The organism is Jeongeupia sp. USM3 (assembly GCF_001808185.1).
GTDB lineage: Bacteria > Pseudomonadota > Gammaproteobacteria > Burkholderiales > Chitinibacteraceae > Jeongeupia.
Genome location: NZ_CP017668.1, coordinates 2,271,995 through 2,287,397, shown reverse-complemented (window position 1 = coordinate 2,287,397; position 15,403 = coordinate 2,271,995). Strand labels below are relative to the sequence as shown.

The following is a 15,403-nucleotide window of genomic DNA, read 5'->3' as shown; positions in this document are numbered from 1 at the left end:
CATAAACTTCTGATGTACATGCTGTTCGGGTAATCTGGCGGCGATGATAAATCAAAACCCTGATTTGTTGTGGTTTTCGATATTTACACTTACAAATAATCTTTCTTTTTTCTTTCTGTTTGCGCGACCGGGGTGGCCGGATGGTACCGGCGGCGGCGCAGGCCGCGCTGCCGGGCGGGTCTGCCCTAAGTGACTGTTATCGCGTAGAATATTGCCCCCATACCCCTGTCAGCGAGCCTTCCCCATGCTTTATCCCACCCGTTACGACGTCATCGTCGTCGGCGGCGGCCACGCCGGCACCGAGGCCGCGCTTGCCAGCGCGCGCATGGGACGCAAGACGCTGCTGCTGACGCACAACATCGAAACGCTGGGACAGATGAGCTGCAACCCGTCGATCGGCGGCATCGGCAAGGGGCATCTGGTCCGGGAGGTCGACGCGCTCGGCGGCGCAATGGCGCTGGCGACCGACCTCTCCGGCATCCAGTTCAAGACCCTGAACGCCAGCAAGGGCCCGGCGGTACGGGCAACGCGCGCGCAGGCCGACCGCGTCCGCTACAAGGCGGCGATCCGCCACGTGCTGGAAAACCAGCCCAACCTCGACCTGTTCCAGCAGGAAGTGTCCGACCTGCTGCTCGACGGCGACCGCGTCGTCGGCGCGGTCACGCAGATCGGCATCCGTTTCGAGGCCGGCGCCGTGGTGCTGACCGCCGGTACCTTCCTCGGCGGCAAGATACACGTCGGGCTCGAGAACCACGTCGGCGGCCGCGCCGGCGATCCGGCGTCGATTTCGCTGGCGGCGCGCCTGCGCGAGCTGCAGTTGCCGGTTGGCCGGCTCAAGACCGGCACGCCGCCGCGCATCGATGGCCGCACCATCGATTTCTCCAGGCTCGAAATCCAGCCCGGCGATACGCCCGAGCCGGTGTTTTCAAGCAGGGGCAACCTGGCCATGCATCCGCGGCAGCTGCCGTGCTGGATCGCGCATACCAATCTGAAGACGCACGACATCCTGCGCAGCGGCTTCGACCGCAGCCCGATGTTCACCGGCAAGATCGAAGGCGTCGGCCCGCGTTACTGTCCGTCGGTCGAGGACAAGATCAACCGCTTTGCCGACAAGGACAGCCATCAGGTCTTCCTCGAGCCCGAAGGCCTCGATACCCACGAGTACTATCCGGGCGGCTTTTCGACCAGCCTGCCGTTCGACATCCAGATCGCCGCGCTGCAGTCGATGGCCGGGCTCGAGAACGCCCGCATCCTGCGTCCCGGCTACGCGATCGAGTACGACTATTTCGACCCGCGCGCGCTGAAGCAGTCGTTCGAGTCGAAGGCGATCGCCGGGCTGTTTTTCGCCGGCCAGATCAACGGCACCACCGGCTACGAAGAGGCCGCGGCGCAGGGCCTGTTCGCCGGGCTGAACGCCGCGCTGTACGCGAGCGGCGAGGCTGCCTGGACGCCGGGACGCGATCAGGCCTACCTCGGCGTGCTGGTCGACGACCTGACCACGCTCGGCGTTACCGAGCCGTACCGGATGTTCACCAGCCGCGCCGAATTCCGGCTGCAGCTGCGCGAAGACAACGCCGACCTGCGCCTCACCGAAACGGGCCGCAAGCTGGGCCTGGTCGGCGACGAACAATGGGCGCTGTTCTGCGCCAAGCGCGACGCGGTCGAGGCCGAGCTGCAGCGGCTGCGCTCGACCTGGGTCAACCCGCGCATCCTCGACGCCGCCGAGGCCGAACGCGTGCTCGGCAAGGCGATCGAGCGCGAATACAGCCTCGCCGACCTCTTGCGCCGGCCCGAAGTCGGCTATGAAAGCCTGATGAGCCTCGAATGCGCACGGCCCAGGGACGGCATGCTGGTCACCGATCCGCTGGTTGCCGAACAGGTCGAAATCCAGGTCAAGTACCAGGGCTATATCGAGAGGCAGCAGCATGAAGTCGCCAAACGCGATACCCTCGACGACGTGAAGCTGCCGGCCGATCTCGACTATTCCGCCGTGTCCGGGCTGTCGAAGGAAGTGCAGCAGAAGCTCACCCAGCACCGCCCGGAAACGCTCGGCCAGGCCGGCCGCATTTCCGGCATTACCCCGGCAGCGATCGCGCTGCTGCTCGTACACCTGAAGAAGCTCGCCGGTCGTGCGGGCCAAGCCGCCTGAGAACAAGAATGATCGAAGCCCAAGCTCCCCAACTGGCCGGTACGCTGTCGGCCGGCCTCGCGCAACTCGGCCTGTCGCTGGACGATGCCCAGCGCGCGCTGCTGCTCGACTACGTTGCCCTGCTCGACAAGTGGAACAAGACCTACAGCCTGACGGCGATCCGCGAGCCCGAACGGATGGTGCCGCACCACCTGCTCGATTCGCTGGCGCCGCTGGCGCATTTCCGGGCCGGCACCAATGCGCGCATCCTCGACGTCGGCTCGGGCTTCGGCACGCCGGGGATTCCGCTCGCGATCGCCCGGCCGGACTGGCAGCTGTTCCTGCTCGACTCGAACCACAAGAAGACGACCTTCCTGCGCCAGGCCATCGTTGACCTCAGGCTCGCCAATGTCACCGTCGTCACCGAACGCGTCGAGGCTTTCCGCCCCGAGGCGCCGTTCGACGTGATCACCAGCCGGGCATTCTCGGATCTGGCAGAGTTCGTCAAGCTCACCCGCCACCTGCTGCGCGACGGCGGCGAATGGGCGGCGCTCAAGGGCGTGTACCCGCACGAGGAAATCGCCCTGCTGCCGGCCGGCGTCAAGACCGCCGGCGTCGATACGCTGAACGTGCCGGGCATCGATGCCGAACGGCATCTGGTGCATCTGGTCGTCGGTGACAACTGAATCGGTATGAGGCAAAGCGCATGAAGGTACTGGCGATCGCGAACCAGAAGGGCGGTGTCGGCAAGACGACGACGTCGGTCAATCTGGCCGCCAGCCTCGCCCATCTCGGCAAGCGCGTGCTGCTGGTCGACCTCGACCCGCAGGCGAACGCGACGATGGGCGCCGGCATCGACAAGGCCAGACTCAAGCACACGATCTATACCCTGCTGATCGGCGAATCGACGGTGCGCGACACGATCGCGCAGTCCGAATCCGGCCGGTTCGACGTGCTGCCGGCCAACCGCGAGCTCGCCGGCGCCGAGGTCGAACTCGTCGACGCCGAGCACCGCGAGACCCGGCTCAAGTCCGCACTGGCCGAGCTTGTCGACGACTACGACTTCGTCATCCTCGACTGCCCGCCGGCGCTGAACCTGCTGACCCTGAACGGCATGGTCGCCTGCGATTCGGTGATGATCCCGATGCAGTGCGAGTACTACGCGCTCGAAGGGCTCTCGGACCTCGTCAGCACGCTCAAGCGCATCAAGCAGAACCTCAACCGCAGGATCGAGATCGAGGGGCTGCTGCGGACGATGTACGACCCGCGCTCGACGCTGGCGCAGCAGGTCTCCGACCAGCTGGTCAAGCATTTCACCAGCAAGCTCTACCACACAGTGATTCCGCGCAATATCCGCCTGGCCGAAGCGCCGAGCTACGGCCGGCCCATCCTCGCCTACGACAAGTCGAGCAAGGGCGCGCAGGCTTATTTGCAATTGGCCGAGGAATTGCTCGCGCGGCATAATGCCCTCGATCCGGCGCCCGTCCTCTAGGGCGCCTTCATATGCCGACGGGACGTGATGGTCAGTAAAAAACTCAAGGGCCTTGGTCGGGGTCTCGACGCGCTGATGGGCGACGCGGCCGCCAATGAAACACTGGCGACGCTGCCGCTCGACAGCCTGCAGCCGGGCCGCTACCAGCCGCGCAAAATCATCGACGACGACGCGTTGCGGGAACTGGCGGACTCGATCCGTGCCCAAGGGCTGATGCAACCGGTGCTGGTACGGCCGGTCGACGGTGACGCGCTGGCCGAGCCGCGCTACGAAATCATCGCCGGCGAACGCCGCTGGCGTGCATGCCGGCTCGCCGGCCTGTCCGAGATCAGCGCGCTGGTCCGCGAGGTCGGCGACGACACCGCGGCGGCAATGGCGCTGATCGAGAACATTCAGCGCGAAGACCTGAATCCGCTTGAAGAAGCGCAGGGGCTGGCGCGGCTGATCGACGAATTCGGCATGACGCACGAAGCGGCGGCCGAAGCGGTCGGCAAGTCGCGTGCAACGGTGAGCAATCTGCTGCGGCTGCTGCAACTGGCCGAGCCGGTGCAGAGGCTGCTGCTCGACGGCGCGATCGACATGGGTCACGCCCGCGCGCTGTTGCCGCTGGAAACGCTGGCCCAGCTCGACGCGGCGCAGACCGTCGCGCTCAAGGGCCTGTCGGTGCGCGAAACCGAAGCGCTGGTGAAGCGCCTGGTCGACGGCGTACCGGCCAAACCGCAGCATCGTCCCGACCCGGACGTCGCACGGCTCGAGGAAGAGATCGCCGGCAAGCTCGGCGCCAAGGTGTCGATCCGCCAGGGCAGGAAGGGCGCCGGGCGGATCAGCATCGCCTATGCCAGCCTCGACGAACTCGACCGGCTGCTGCAGCGGTTCTGAATCGGTCGCACCAAAGTTGTGCGCCGCAACTCTGCTCTAGATCAAGAACGGGCAGGGGGGGAGGGGGGAATATCTAGTCGACTACATATCGATTTAAGTAGTTGACTACATGTGCGTGCAAAAACGCCTTCGTCGTCAATGGGTAAAATTGACGTGTATCAACGCAGCTCCGTATAATCGCGGGGCTTTGCTGGCGGTGAATATGGTCGCGCAGGCACAAATCAAGGGCGTGATCCGCCTCAAACTGGGGATCACGCTGGTAGTGATGCTGCTGTCCTACCTCTTATGGGGGCGCAGCGCGGGAATTGCAAGTGGTTTGGGGGGCGCGATCGCGCTGGCTGGCTCGATGTTGTATGCACGCATCGCCTACCAGATGACGTACGGCCCGCCGGCCGCGCTGATGCGGCTGCATTTCGCCGCGGAGGCGGCGAAGATGGCGTGGACCATCATCGCGTTTGCCGCGGTATTCGTTTTCTACCGGCAGGTTGCCTGGATGTGGTTGTTTATCGGTTACATCGCCGCAACGAGCGCCTACTGGTTCGGGCTTTTGATTCAATTTAACGGCAAAAAATAACCATGGCTGCAGAACACCACGCTCCTCCGGCGAACGCCACCGAGTACATCCAGCATCACCTCACGTTCAACCAGACCGCCAGCGGCTTCCACCTGGATACCTTCTGGATCTCGCTGTTCCTCGGCTTCCTCTTCGTCGGCATCTTCGCCTTCGTTGCACGCCGTGCCACCAGCGGCGTGCCGGGCAAGCTGCAGAATTTCGTCGAGCTGATCGTCGAAATGGTCGACTCGCAGATCAAGGATGCCTTCCACGCCAAGAGCAAGGTCATCGGCCCGCTGTCGCTGACGATCTTCTGCTGGGTGTTCCTGATGAACGCGATGGACTTCCTGCCGGTCGACCTGCTGCCGTGGATCGCCAACCACGTCTTCGGCATCTATTACCTGCGCGCCGTGCCGACCGCCGACGTCAACCTGACGTTCGCCATGTCGATCTCGGTGATGTTCCTGATCATCGGTTTCTCGATCAAGGCCAAGGGTTTCGGCGGCTGGATCAAGGAAATCTTCACCGCACCGTTCCACGCTTCGGGCCCGGTGGGCACCGTCCTGCTGGCACCGGCCAACTTCGTCATGCAGATGGTCGAACTGTTCGCCAAGCCGATTTCGCTGTCGCTGCGTCTGTTCGGCAACATGTATGCCGGCGAGCTGATCTTCATCCTGATCGCACTGCTGCCGTTCTGGATCCAGTGGGTGCTCGGCGCACCGTGGGCGATCTTCCACATCCTGATCGTGACGCTGCAGGCCTTCGTGTTCATGATGCTGACCATCGTTTACCTGAGCCTCGCCGTCGAGGATCACTAAGAATCGGGCCGGGCAGGCATTGCCTGTCCGGCACGTGTTTTTCTCCATCCCCAACCTCAACCATCCTTCTTGGAGTTAATAAAAATGGCTGTTGCTGAAATCGCTTCCGTACAAAGCTTCACCGTGATCGCTGCCGCGATCATCATCGGTCTGGCTGCCATCGGTACCGCTCTGGGCTTCGCTATCCTCGGCGGCAAGTTCCTCGAGTCGTCGGCTCGCCAACCGGAAATGATCCCGGTTCTGCAAACCAAGCTGTTCATCATCGCCGGTCTGCTGGACGCGATCTCGATGATCGGCGTTGGTGTTGCCATGCTCTACACCTTCAACAACCCGTTCCTCGGTGCGGTTCTGGCAGCGGCTCAGTAATTCTCTAAGCCCCCGCTTTAACCTTTAACCTGGAGGACGTTCAGCGTGGATATCAATATGTCCCTGCTGGGTCAGATGATCACTTTTGCGATCCTGATCCTGTTCACGATGAAGTTCGTATGGCCTCCGCTGACCCGGATGATGGACGAACGCGCGACGCGCATCGCCGACGGCCTGGCCGCCGCCGATCGCGCCAAGCAAGACTTGGCCAATGCCGAAAAGTCGTCGGCCGACAAGCTGCGCGAAGCCAAACAGCAAGCCGCTGAAATCATCGCCCAAGCCGAGAAGCGCGCTGCGCAGCTCGTCGACGAGGCGAAGGATGCAGCCAAGCTCGAAGGCGATCGCCTGGTCAAGGGCGCGCAGGCGGACATCGAACAGCAGGTTCAACAAGCCAAGGAAGTGCTGCGTCAGCAGGTCGCCGACCTCGCCGTCGCCGGTGCGCAGAAGATTCTCAAGTCCGAGATCGACGCGACCAAGCACGCCGCGCTGTTGAACACTCTCAAAGCGGAACTGTAAGACAGCCATGGCAGAACTCATCACCGTCGCTCGACCCTATGCCGAAGCCGTGTTTCGCATCGCGAAAGACGCCGGTACGCTGGGCCAGTGGTCGGACGTGCTCGGCAAGCTGTCCCTGATTGCTCAGGATCCGCTCGCCGACGACGTCGTGGCCAACCCCAAGTATTCCGCTGCTCAGGTTCAGCAGTTGCTCGCCGGGCTTTTGGGCGGGAACGTCGGCGATGAGGTGAACAACTTCATTGCCGTCGTACTGGAAAACCGCCGCTTCACCGCGCTGCCGCAGATTTCGTCGCTGTTCGAAACCTACAAGGCCGCCGAAGAAGGTGAGGTCGAGGCCGACATCGTTTCGGCCTTTCCGCTCGATGATGCGCAAGTGGCCGAGCTCAAGAACGCGCTGGCAAACCATCTGCAACGCAAGGTGGCTGCACAGGTCAGCGTCAATCCCGACTTGATCGGCGGCGTCAAAGTGACGGTCGGCGATGTGGTGATTGATGCGTCCGTGGCCGGCAAGCTCTCTGCCCTTGCGACGAGCCTGAAGAGTTAGGAGATTTTTAATGCAACTCAATCCGTCTGAAATCAGTGAACTGATTAAAGCCCGGATCCAGAATCTGGCCGAAGGCGCCGAAGCCCGTACCACCGGTACGGTCGTTTCGGTCACCGACGGTATCGTTCGCGTGCACGGCCTCTCCGAGGTGATGCAGGGCGAGATGCTGGAATTCCCGGGCAATACCTTTGGCCTCGCGCTCAACCTCGAGCGTGACTCGGTCGGCGCCGTGGTGCTGGGTGAATACACCCACATCAAGGAAGGCGACGAGGTCAAGTGTACCGGTCGTATTCTCGAAGTACCGGTCGGCCGCGAACTGATCGGCCGCGTGGTGAACTCGCTCGGCCAGCCGATCGACGGCAAGGGCCCGCTGGGCACCACGCTGACCAGCCCGATCGAAAAGATCGCGCCGGGCGTGATCGCGCGTCAATCGGTCGACCAGCCGCTGCAAACCGGCCTGAAGGCCATCGACACCATGGTGCCGATCGGTCGTGGCCAGCGCGAGCTGATCATTGGCGACCGCCAGACCGGCAAGACCGCGGTGGCGCTGGATGCGATCATCAACCAGAAGGGTACTGGCGTCACCTGCGTGTACGTCGCCATCGGCCAGAAGGCATCGTCGATCGCCAACGTGGTGCGCAAGCTCGAAGAGCACGGCGCCCTTGCCCACACCATCGTCGTCGCCGCTGCGGCGTCCGAATCGGCTGCGCTGCAGTACATCGCCGCCTACTCGGGTTGCACGATGGGCGAGTACTTCCGCGACCTCGGCGAAGATGCGCTGATCGTGTACGACGACCTGTCGAAGCAGGCCGTGGCCTACCGTCAGATCTCGCTGCTGCTGCGCCGTCCGCCGGGCCGTGAAGCCTACCCGGGCGACGTGTTCTATCTCCACTCGCGTCTGCTGGAGCGTGCTGCTCGGATCAACGAGCACGAAGTCGAGAAGCTCACCAATGGTGCCGTGAAGGGCAAGACCGGTTCGCTGACCGCGCTGCCGATCATCGAAACCCAGGCAGGCGACGTGTCGGCCTTCGTTCCGACCAACGTGATCTCGATCACCGACGGCCAGATCTTCCTGGAAACCGACCTGTTCAACGCCGGTATCCGTCCTGCGATGAACGCCGGTATCTCGGTGTCGCGCGTCGGCGGTGCAGCGCAGACCAAGGTCATCAAGAAGCTCGGCGGCGGCGTGCGTCTGGCACTGGCCCAGTACCGTGAACTGGCTGCGTTCGCGCAGTTCGCTTCCGATCTGGACGAAGCCACCCGCAAGCAGCTCGAACGCGGCAAGCTCGTGACCGAACTGATGAAGCAGGCGCAGTACAGCCCGCTCAAGGTGGCCGAGCTCGGCGTGACCCTGCTCCTGATCAACAAGGGTGTGTACGACGACGTCAAGGTCGAACGTGCGCTCGCTTTCGAAGCGGCTTTCCTGTCGTACCTGAAGGCCAACGCTGCCGAGGCACTCGCACGCGTCGAAGAGAAGGGCAACCTTTCCGAAGACGACGAGGCGACCATCCTCAAGGCTGCGGCAAGCTTCAAGTCCGGCAACGCCTTCTGATTCGAAACTGATTAGAGAGGAATCGAATCATGGCAGGCGGTAAAGAGATCCGGACCAAGATCAAGAGCGTCAAGAACACGCAGAAGATCACCCGCGCCATGGAAATGGTGGCGACGTCCAAGATGCGCCGTGCGCAGGAGCGCATGCGTGGTGCCCGGCCTTACGGTGAAAAAATCCGCAAGGTCACGGCCCACCTGAGCGCTGCGCTGGTGGACTACGCGCATCCTTTCCTTCAGTCGCGCGACACCGTCAAGCGGGTTGGTTTCATCGTCGTCACGTCGGACAAGGGTCTGTGCGGTGGTCTGAACACCAACGCACTGCGCCTGACGCTGAATGCGATGAAGGAATTGCACCAGAACGGTGTGGAAATCGCCGTCACCGCCATTGGCAACAAGGGCTTCGGCTTCATGAACCGCAACGGCGCGAAAGTGATTTCGCACGTTGTGGGTCTGGGCGACACGCCGCACGTCGAGCAGCTGATCGGACCGATCAAGGTCATGGTCGACGCTTACGTCGCCGGCGAAGTGGACGAGGTTCGCCTCGTCTACACCAAGTTCGTCAACACCATGAGGCAGGAGCCGACTGTCGAGCAGCTGCTGCCGCTGTCCGGCGAGGCCATCGGCCAGCCGGACCACGGCTACAACTGGGAATACCTGTACGAGCCGGATGCCAAGACCGTCATCGACGATCTGATGATCCGCTACCTCGAAGCGCTGGTTTACCAGGCCGTAGCGGAAAACATGGCGTCCGAGAATGCAGCCCGGATGGTGGCGATGAAGGCAGCGACCGACAACGCCGACAAGGTGATCGGCAATCTGCAACTGCTGTACAACAAGACGCGTCAAGCCGCGATTACGAAAGAACTTTCGGAAATCTGCGCCGGCGCTGCAGCGGTTTAACAGATCGCCAACCCGAATTTACTGATTAGGAACCCTAAGATGAGCCAAGGGAAAATCGTACAAATCATTGGCCCGGTGGTCGACGTGGAGTTTCCGCGCGACAACCTGCCCAAGGTGTATGACGCGCTCAAGCTCGCCGACCAGGATCTGACGCTGGAAGTCCAGCAGCAGCTTGGTGACGGCGTCGTGCGCGCGATCGCCATGGGTACGACCGATGGCCTGAAGCGCGGCCTGCTGGTGGACAACACCCACGCACCGATCTCGGTGCCGGTGGGCAACGCCACGCTGGGTCGCATCATGGACGTGCTGGGCAACCCGATCGACGAAGCTGGCCCGGTGCAGACCGAAGTCCGCCGCGCGATCCACCAGCCGGCACCGAAGTTCGACGAGTTGAACCAGTCGATCGACCTGCTGGAAACCGGCATCAAGGTCATCGACCTCGTTTGCCCGTTCGCCAAGGGCGGCAAGGTCGGCCTGTTCGGCGGCGCCGGCGTCGGCAAGACCGTCAACATGATGGAACTGATCAACAACATCGCCAAGGCACACTCGGGTCTGTCCGTGTTTGCCGGCGTGGGCGAGCGTACCCGCGAGGGCAACGACTTCTACCACGAAATGAAGGACTCCAACGTCCTCGACAAGGTGGCGATGGTGTACGGCCAGATGAACGAGCCGCCGGGCAACCGTCTGCGCGTGGCCCTGACCGGCCTGTCGATCGCCGAACACTTCCGTGACGAAGGTCGCGACATCCTGTTCTTCGTCGACAACATCTACCGCTACACGCTGGCCGGTACCGAAGTGTCGGCGCTGCTGGGTCGTATGCCGTCGGCGGTGGGTTACCAGCCGACGCTGGCCGAGGAAATGGGCGCCCTGCAAGAGCGCATCACCTCGACCAAGAGCGGTTCGATCACGTCGATCCAGGCCGTTTACGTCCCTGCGGACGACTTGACCGACCCGTCGCCGGCCACCACCTTCGCCCACCTGGACGCAACCGTCGTTCTGTCGCGTGACATCGCCGCACTGGGTATCTACCCGGCGGTCGACCCGCTCGACTCGACCTCGCGCCAGCTCGACCCGCAAGTCGTCGGCGACGAGCACTACCAAGTCGCGCGCGGCGTGCAGCAGACGCTGCAGAAGTACAAGGAACTGCAGGACATCATCGCGATTCTGGGTATGGACGAGCTGTCGCCTGAAGACAAGCTGGCCGTGGCCCGTGCGCGCAAGATCCAGCGCTTCCTGTCGCAGCCGTTCCACGTGGCCGAAGTGTTCACCGGCTCGCCGGGCAAGTACGTGCCGCTGAAGGAAACCCTCAAGGGCTTCAAGGGCATTCTCAACGGCGATTACGATCACCTTCCGGAGCAGGCCTTCTACATGGTCGGCGGCATCGAAGAAGCGATCGAAAAAGCCAAGACCTTGCAATAAGGGGATAGCCGATGGCCATGACCATGCACGTGGACGTGGTGAGCGCCGAGGAACTGATCTACTCCGGTACCGCCGAGTTCGTCTCGGCGCCTGCCGACAAGGGCGAGATCGGTATCCTGCCGCGGCACGCGCCGCTGCTCACCCGGGTGCGCCCCGGTGCGCTGCGCATCAAGCCGGCCAACTCGAACGATCCGGACGTCGTCCTGTTCGTGTCGGGCGGCCTGCTTGAAGTGCAACCGCACGTGGTGACGGTGCTGGCCGATACCGCGATTCGCGGTACCGACATCGACGAAGCCAAGGCACTCGATGCCAAGCGCCGTGCCGAGGAAGCCCTCAAGGGCAAGACCGGCTCGGTCGACTTCGCGATGGCGCAAGCCGAACTGCTCGAAGCGGTCGCGAAGCTCGCGGTCGTCGAGAAGCTCAAGAAGCGCGGCCACTAAGCGTCCCTGACGCCCCAAAAGAACCCCGGTCATCGACCGGGGTTTTTCTTTGCCGCCGCTGCGGGGCGGACCCGATACCGCGCGGTCACGCGGCGGCGCTACAATGCAGCCATTCTTTCTTGCCGATTCAGGATCGTCATGACCCATCCGCTCAACGTCGTCGTGCTCGCTGCCGGTCAGGGCAAGCGCATGTATTCGAAACTGCCCAAGGTGCTGCACCAGATTGCCGGCAAGCCGCTGGTCGGCCATGTGCTCGATACCGCGCGACAGCTGCTGCCGGCCAGACTGGTCGTCGTCCACGGCCACGGCGGCGAGCTCGTCCAGCGCGCCTTCGAAGGCCAGGCCGATCTGGCATGGGCGCACCAGGCGCAGCAGCTCGGCACCGGTCATGCACTGGCGCAGGCGCTGCCGCAGCTCGAAGGCGGCGTGACCTTGATGCTGTACGGCGACGTGCCGCTGACCCGCGTGGCGACGCTGCAGGCGCTGCTCGCCGCGGTCGACGGTGGCAAGCTCGGCATCCTGACCGACATCCTCGACGATGCGAGTGGCTACGGCCGCATCGTCCGCAACGCCGCCGGCGAAGTGCAGGCCATCGTCGAACAGAAGGATGCGACGCCGGCGCAGGCGGCGATCCGCGAAATGAACACCGGCATCCTTGCGCTGCCGACCGGCCGGCTGGCCGGCTGGCTGGCCGAGCTGAAGAACGACAACGCCCAGGGCGAGTACTACGCGACCGACCTGATCGCGCTGGCGGTGCGTGACGGCGTGCCGGTCGCGACGGTGCAGCCGCAGGACCACTGGGAGGCCGAGGGCATCAACAACAAGGTGCAGCTCGCCGCGCTCGAACGGATCTTCCAGCAGCAGCAGGCGCACGCCCTGCTGACCGCCGGCATCACGCTGCGCGACCCGGCGCGCTTCGAGTTGCGCGGCACGCTCGAGCACGGCATGGACGTGGTCGTCGACGTCAACTGCGTGTTCGAAGGCAAGATCGTGCTCGGCCACGACGTCAGCATCGGCGCCAACTGCGTGCTGAAGAACGTCACCATTGCCGACGGCGCGGTGATCCACCCGTTCTGCCATCTCGAGGACGCGGTGATCGGCGCCGGCAGCCTGATCGGCCCGTATGCGCGGCTGCGCCCCGGGGCCGAGCTGGCCGAGAACGTCCACGTCGGCAACTTTGTCGAGGTGAAGAAATCGGTGATCGGCGTCGGCTCCAAGGTCAACCACCTGAGCTACATCGGTGACACGACGATCGGCCGCGACGTCAACGTCGGCGCCGGCACGATCACCGCCAATTACGACGGGGTGAACAAGTTCCGCACGGTGATCGAGGACGAGGCGCGCATCGGTTCGAACAACGTGCTGGTCGCGCCGGTGACCATCGGCGCGCGCGCAACGACCGGCGCCGGCTCGGTCATCGGCAAGAACGCGCCGGCCGGCGAGCTGACCGTTGCCCGCGCCAGGCAGGTGACGATTCCGGGCTGGCAGCGTCCGGAAAAGCCGAAGAAGTAATCAGTCGGCATCCTCGGCCGCCTTGTGGTGGCGCGGCGGGATCGGCTCGGCGTAAAGGTTGGGCCGGATCGGCACGCCGCGTGCCTCGGCGACCGCTTCGGTCAGCTCGGCGCCGAGCAGCAGGATCAGCGCCGAGTAGTAGACCCACACCAGCAGCACGACGACGCTGCCGGCCGGGCCGTAGGCGCCGCCGACGTCGCTGTTGGCGATGTACAGCCCGATGGCGACCTTGCCGAGCAGGAACAGCGCGTCGGTCAGCGTGGCGCCGACCAGCGCGTCGCGCCACGCGATCTGCGCGTCGGGCAGTATCTTGAAGATCGCCGCGAACACGAAGATGAACACCGCGGTCGAGATGCCCGCTTCGATCCCCTGCCACAGCAGCGTGCTGCCGGGGACGAAGAGGCGGATCGCCGTGCTCGCGCTGAACGAGATCACCAGCAGGAAGGCGACCGCGAGCAGCAGGCCGAGCGCGTTCAGCCGCGAGCGCAACCAGCCGAGCACCGCGGCGCCGGGCTTGGCCCGCAGCCCCCAGACCCGGTTCAGCGCGCCCTGCAACTGGGTGAACACCGCCGAGGCGCCGACCAGCGTGATGCCGAGGCCGATCAGTCCGGCAAGGTTGCCGACGTCGGGCCGGCTACTGGCGTTGCGGATGACGATGGCCACCGCATCGGCCGCCTTGGGCCCGACCATCTCGTTGAGGCCCTCGACCAACCGGCCCTGGTAGTCGGCGCTGAGCGAGGCGACGACCCACAGCAGCAGCACCAGCAGCGGCGCGAACGACAGCGCCGAGTAGAACGCCAGCGCGGCGGCGCGCGTCATCAGCTCGTCGTCGAAGAAACCGTCGACGGTCTTCTCGATCACGCGTCTGACGAGCAGGTACAAGGCGTGAATCCGTGCCCACATTCGGCAGTACTCCGGTCGATTGCAGTTACCAGCTTAAGCGCCGGTCCGGTTGAAATCGAGTGGGCCGCTGTCGCCGGGGAGTGCGCGGCTCCCGGCGTGTCCCGCGGCACCAGGGCGTCGTGCTGCGGGCCTCCGCTTTTCGTGCGGCGCCGGCCTGGCCGCTGCGGCCGAATACCGTCGGGATTGACGGCCGGGAATGCTACAATCGGCGTTTTTCCCGCCCCGCGCCCCGTGCGCAGGGGCCTGATCGATCAAGGATTTTTCCCGATGAGCCTCAAATGCGGCATCGTCGGCCTGCCCAACGTCGGCAAGTCGACGCTCTTCAATGCTTTGACCCGCGCCGGTATCGAAGCCGCCAACTACCCGTTCTGCACGATCGAGCCCAACGTCGGCATCGTCGAAGTGCCGGACCCGCGCCTGGGTGACCTCGCCGGCATCATCAATCCGCAGAAGATCGTCCCGGCCATCGTCGAGTTCGTCGACATCGCCGGTCTGGTTGCCGGTGCGTCGAAGGGCGAAGGCCTCGGCAACCAGTTCCTCGCCAACATCCGCGAGACCGACGCCATCGTCAACGTCGTGCGCTGCTTCGAGAACGACAACGTCGTCCACGTCGCTGGCCGCGTCGACCCGATCGACGACATCATCGTCATCGGCACCGAGCTGGCGCTCGCCGACCTCGCGACGGTCGAGAAGTCGATCCAGCGCGACGGCAAGAAGGCCAAGAGCGGCGACAAGGACGCGATCGCGCTGGTCAAGGTGCTCGAGAAGCTGGTGCCGCACCTGAACGAAGGCAAGCCGGCACGCTCGGCCGGGCTGTCCGATGACGAGAAGCTGATCATCAAGTCGCTGTGCCTCTTGACGATCAAGCCGGCGATGTACGTCGCCAACGTCGCCGAAGACGGTTTCGACAACAACCCGCTGCTCGACAAGGTCCGTGCCCACGCCGAGCTTGAGGGCGCGCCGGTGGTGGCCGTCTGCGCCGCGATCGAGTCCGAGATCGCCGAACTCGACGACGCCGACAAGGCCGAATTCCTCGCCGAACTCGGCCAGCAGGAACCGGGGCTGAACCGGCTGATCCGCGCTGCCTACCAGTTGCTCGGGCTGCAGACCTACTTCACCGCCGGGGTGAAGGAAGTTCGCGCCTGGACGATCCACATCGGCGACACCGCACCGCAGGCCGCCGGCGTGATCCACACCGACTTCGAACGCGGCTTCATCCGCGCGCAGACGATCTCGTTCGCCGACTTCATCCAGTACAAGGGCGAACAGGGCGCGAAGGAAGCCGGCAAGATGCGAGCCGAAGGCAAGGACTACGTCGTCAAGGACGGCGACGTGCTGAACTTCCTGTTCAACGTCTGAGCGTTCGCAACAGGATTAAAAAA

At 64.1% G+C, this 15,403-nt stretch carries 16 protein-coding genes; 15 read left to right on the top strand and 1 reads right to left on the bottom strand.

Annotated elements, in window-relative coordinates; all coding sequences use genetic code 11:
- The first annotated feature begins 244 nt into the window (after positions 1-244).
- From mnmG to glmU, 14 genes are all read left to right on the top strand, one after another.
- Positions 245-2,149, top strand: a complete 1,905-nt coding sequence (gene mnmG, locus BJP62_RS10800; RefSeq protein ID WP_070529644.1) for a tRNA uridine-5-carboxymethylaminomethyl(34) synthesis enzyme MnmG — start codon at positions 245-247, stop codon at positions 2,147-2,149.
- An 8-nt stretch (positions 2,150-2,157) separates the two neighbouring features.
- The gene (gene rsmG / locus BJP62_RS10795; RefSeq protein WP_070529643.1) at positions 2,158-2,814 is read left to right on the top strand and encodes a 16S rRNA (guanine(527)-N(7))-methyltransferase RsmG; all 657 of its coding nucleotides are present in this window, start codon (positions 2,158-2,160) and stop codon (positions 2,812-2,814) included.
- A 20-nt stretch (positions 2,815-2,834) separates the two neighbouring features.
- Positions 2,835-3,620: a ParA family protein gene (locus tag BJP62_RS10790; protein ID WP_070529642.1), complete on the top strand. Its 786-nt coding sequence runs from the start codon at positions 2,835-2,837 to the stop codon at positions 3,618-3,620.
- Positions 3,621-3,647: 27 nt separating this feature from the next.
- Positions 3,648-4,499, top strand: coding sequence for a ParB/RepB/Spo0J family partition protein (locus BJP62_RS10785; RefSeq protein ID WP_070529641.1), 852 nt, complete (start codon positions 3,648-3,650; stop codon positions 4,497-4,499).
- 202 nt (positions 4,500-4,701) lie between these two features.
- Positions 4,702-5,073, top strand: coding sequence for an ATP synthase subunit I (locus BJP62_RS10780; protein WP_070529640.1), 372 nt, complete (start codon positions 4,702-4,704; stop codon positions 5,071-5,073).
- 2 nt (positions 5,074-5,075) lie between these two features.
- On the top strand, positions 5,076-5,870 hold the full coding sequence (gene atpB, locus BJP62_RS10775; protein ID WP_070529639.1) for a F0F1 ATP synthase subunit A: 795 nt from the start codon (positions 5,076-5,078) through the stop codon (positions 5,868-5,870).
- Between the two features lie 84 nt (positions 5,871-5,954).
- The gene (gene atpE / locus BJP62_RS10770) at positions 5,955-6,236 is read left to right on the top strand and encodes a F0F1 ATP synthase subunit C (protein ID WP_070529638.1); all 282 of its coding nucleotides are present in this window, start codon (positions 5,955-5,957) and stop codon (positions 6,234-6,236) included.
- A 45-nt stretch (positions 6,237-6,281) separates the two neighbouring features.
- Positions 6,282-6,752, top strand: a complete 471-nt coding sequence (locus tag BJP62_RS10765; RefSeq protein WP_070529637.1) for a F0F1 ATP synthase subunit B — start codon at positions 6,282-6,284, stop codon at positions 6,750-6,752.
- Between the two features lie 7 nt (positions 6,753-6,759).
- A complete protein-coding gene (locus tag BJP62_RS10760; protein WP_070529636.1) occupies positions 6,760-7,296 on the top strand; it encodes a F0F1 ATP synthase subunit delta in 537 nt (178 codons plus the stop codon).
- A 10-nt stretch (positions 7,297-7,306) separates the two neighbouring features.
- Positions 7,307-8,848, top strand: coding sequence for a F0F1 ATP synthase subunit alpha (gene atpA, locus BJP62_RS10755; protein WP_070529635.1), 1,542 nt, complete (start codon positions 7,307-7,309; stop codon positions 8,846-8,848).
- A 29-nt stretch (positions 8,849-8,877) separates the two neighbouring features.
- On the top strand, positions 8,878-9,747 hold the full coding sequence (atpG, locus tag BJP62_RS10750) for a F0F1 ATP synthase subunit gamma (protein WP_070529634.1): 870 nt from the start codon (positions 8,878-8,880) through the stop codon (positions 9,745-9,747).
- Between the two features lie 39 nt (positions 9,748-9,786).
- Complete coding sequence (gene atpD / locus BJP62_RS10745; protein ID WP_070529633.1) at positions 9,787-11,166, top strand: F0F1 ATP synthase subunit beta; 1,380 nt, start codon at positions 9,787-9,789, stop codon at positions 11,164-11,166.
- Between the two features lie 11 nt (positions 11,167-11,177).
- A complete protein-coding gene (locus tag BJP62_RS10740) occupies positions 11,178-11,606 on the top strand; it encodes a F0F1 ATP synthase subunit epsilon (protein ID WP_070529632.1) in 429 nt (142 codons plus the stop codon).
- A 138-nt stretch (positions 11,607-11,744) separates the two neighbouring features.
- Positions 11,745-13,118: a bifunctional UDP-N-acetylglucosamine diphosphorylase/glucosamine-1-phosphate N-acetyltransferase GlmU gene (gene glmU, locus BJP62_RS10735; RefSeq protein ID WP_070529631.1), complete on the top strand. Its 1,374-nt coding sequence runs from the start codon at positions 11,745-11,747 to the stop codon at positions 13,116-13,118.
- Here the strand turns inward: glmU and BJP62_RS10730 are convergent, their stop codons facing one another.
- Positions 13,119-14,021 (bottom strand): YihY/virulence factor BrkB family protein, encoded by a 903-nt coding sequence (locus tag BJP62_RS10730; protein WP_070529630.1) that lies wholly within the window; start codon positions 14,019-14,021, stop codon positions 13,119-13,121.
- A gap of 267 nt (positions 14,022-14,288) precedes the next feature.
- Here BJP62_RS10730 and ychF point away from each other — a divergent pair, with 267 nt between their 5' ends.
- A complete protein-coding gene (gene ychF, locus BJP62_RS10725; RefSeq protein ID WP_070529629.1) occupies positions 14,289-15,380 on the top strand; it encodes a redox-regulated ATPase YchF in 1,092 nt (363 codons plus the stop codon).
- Positions 15,381-15,403: the final 23 nt, after the last annotated feature.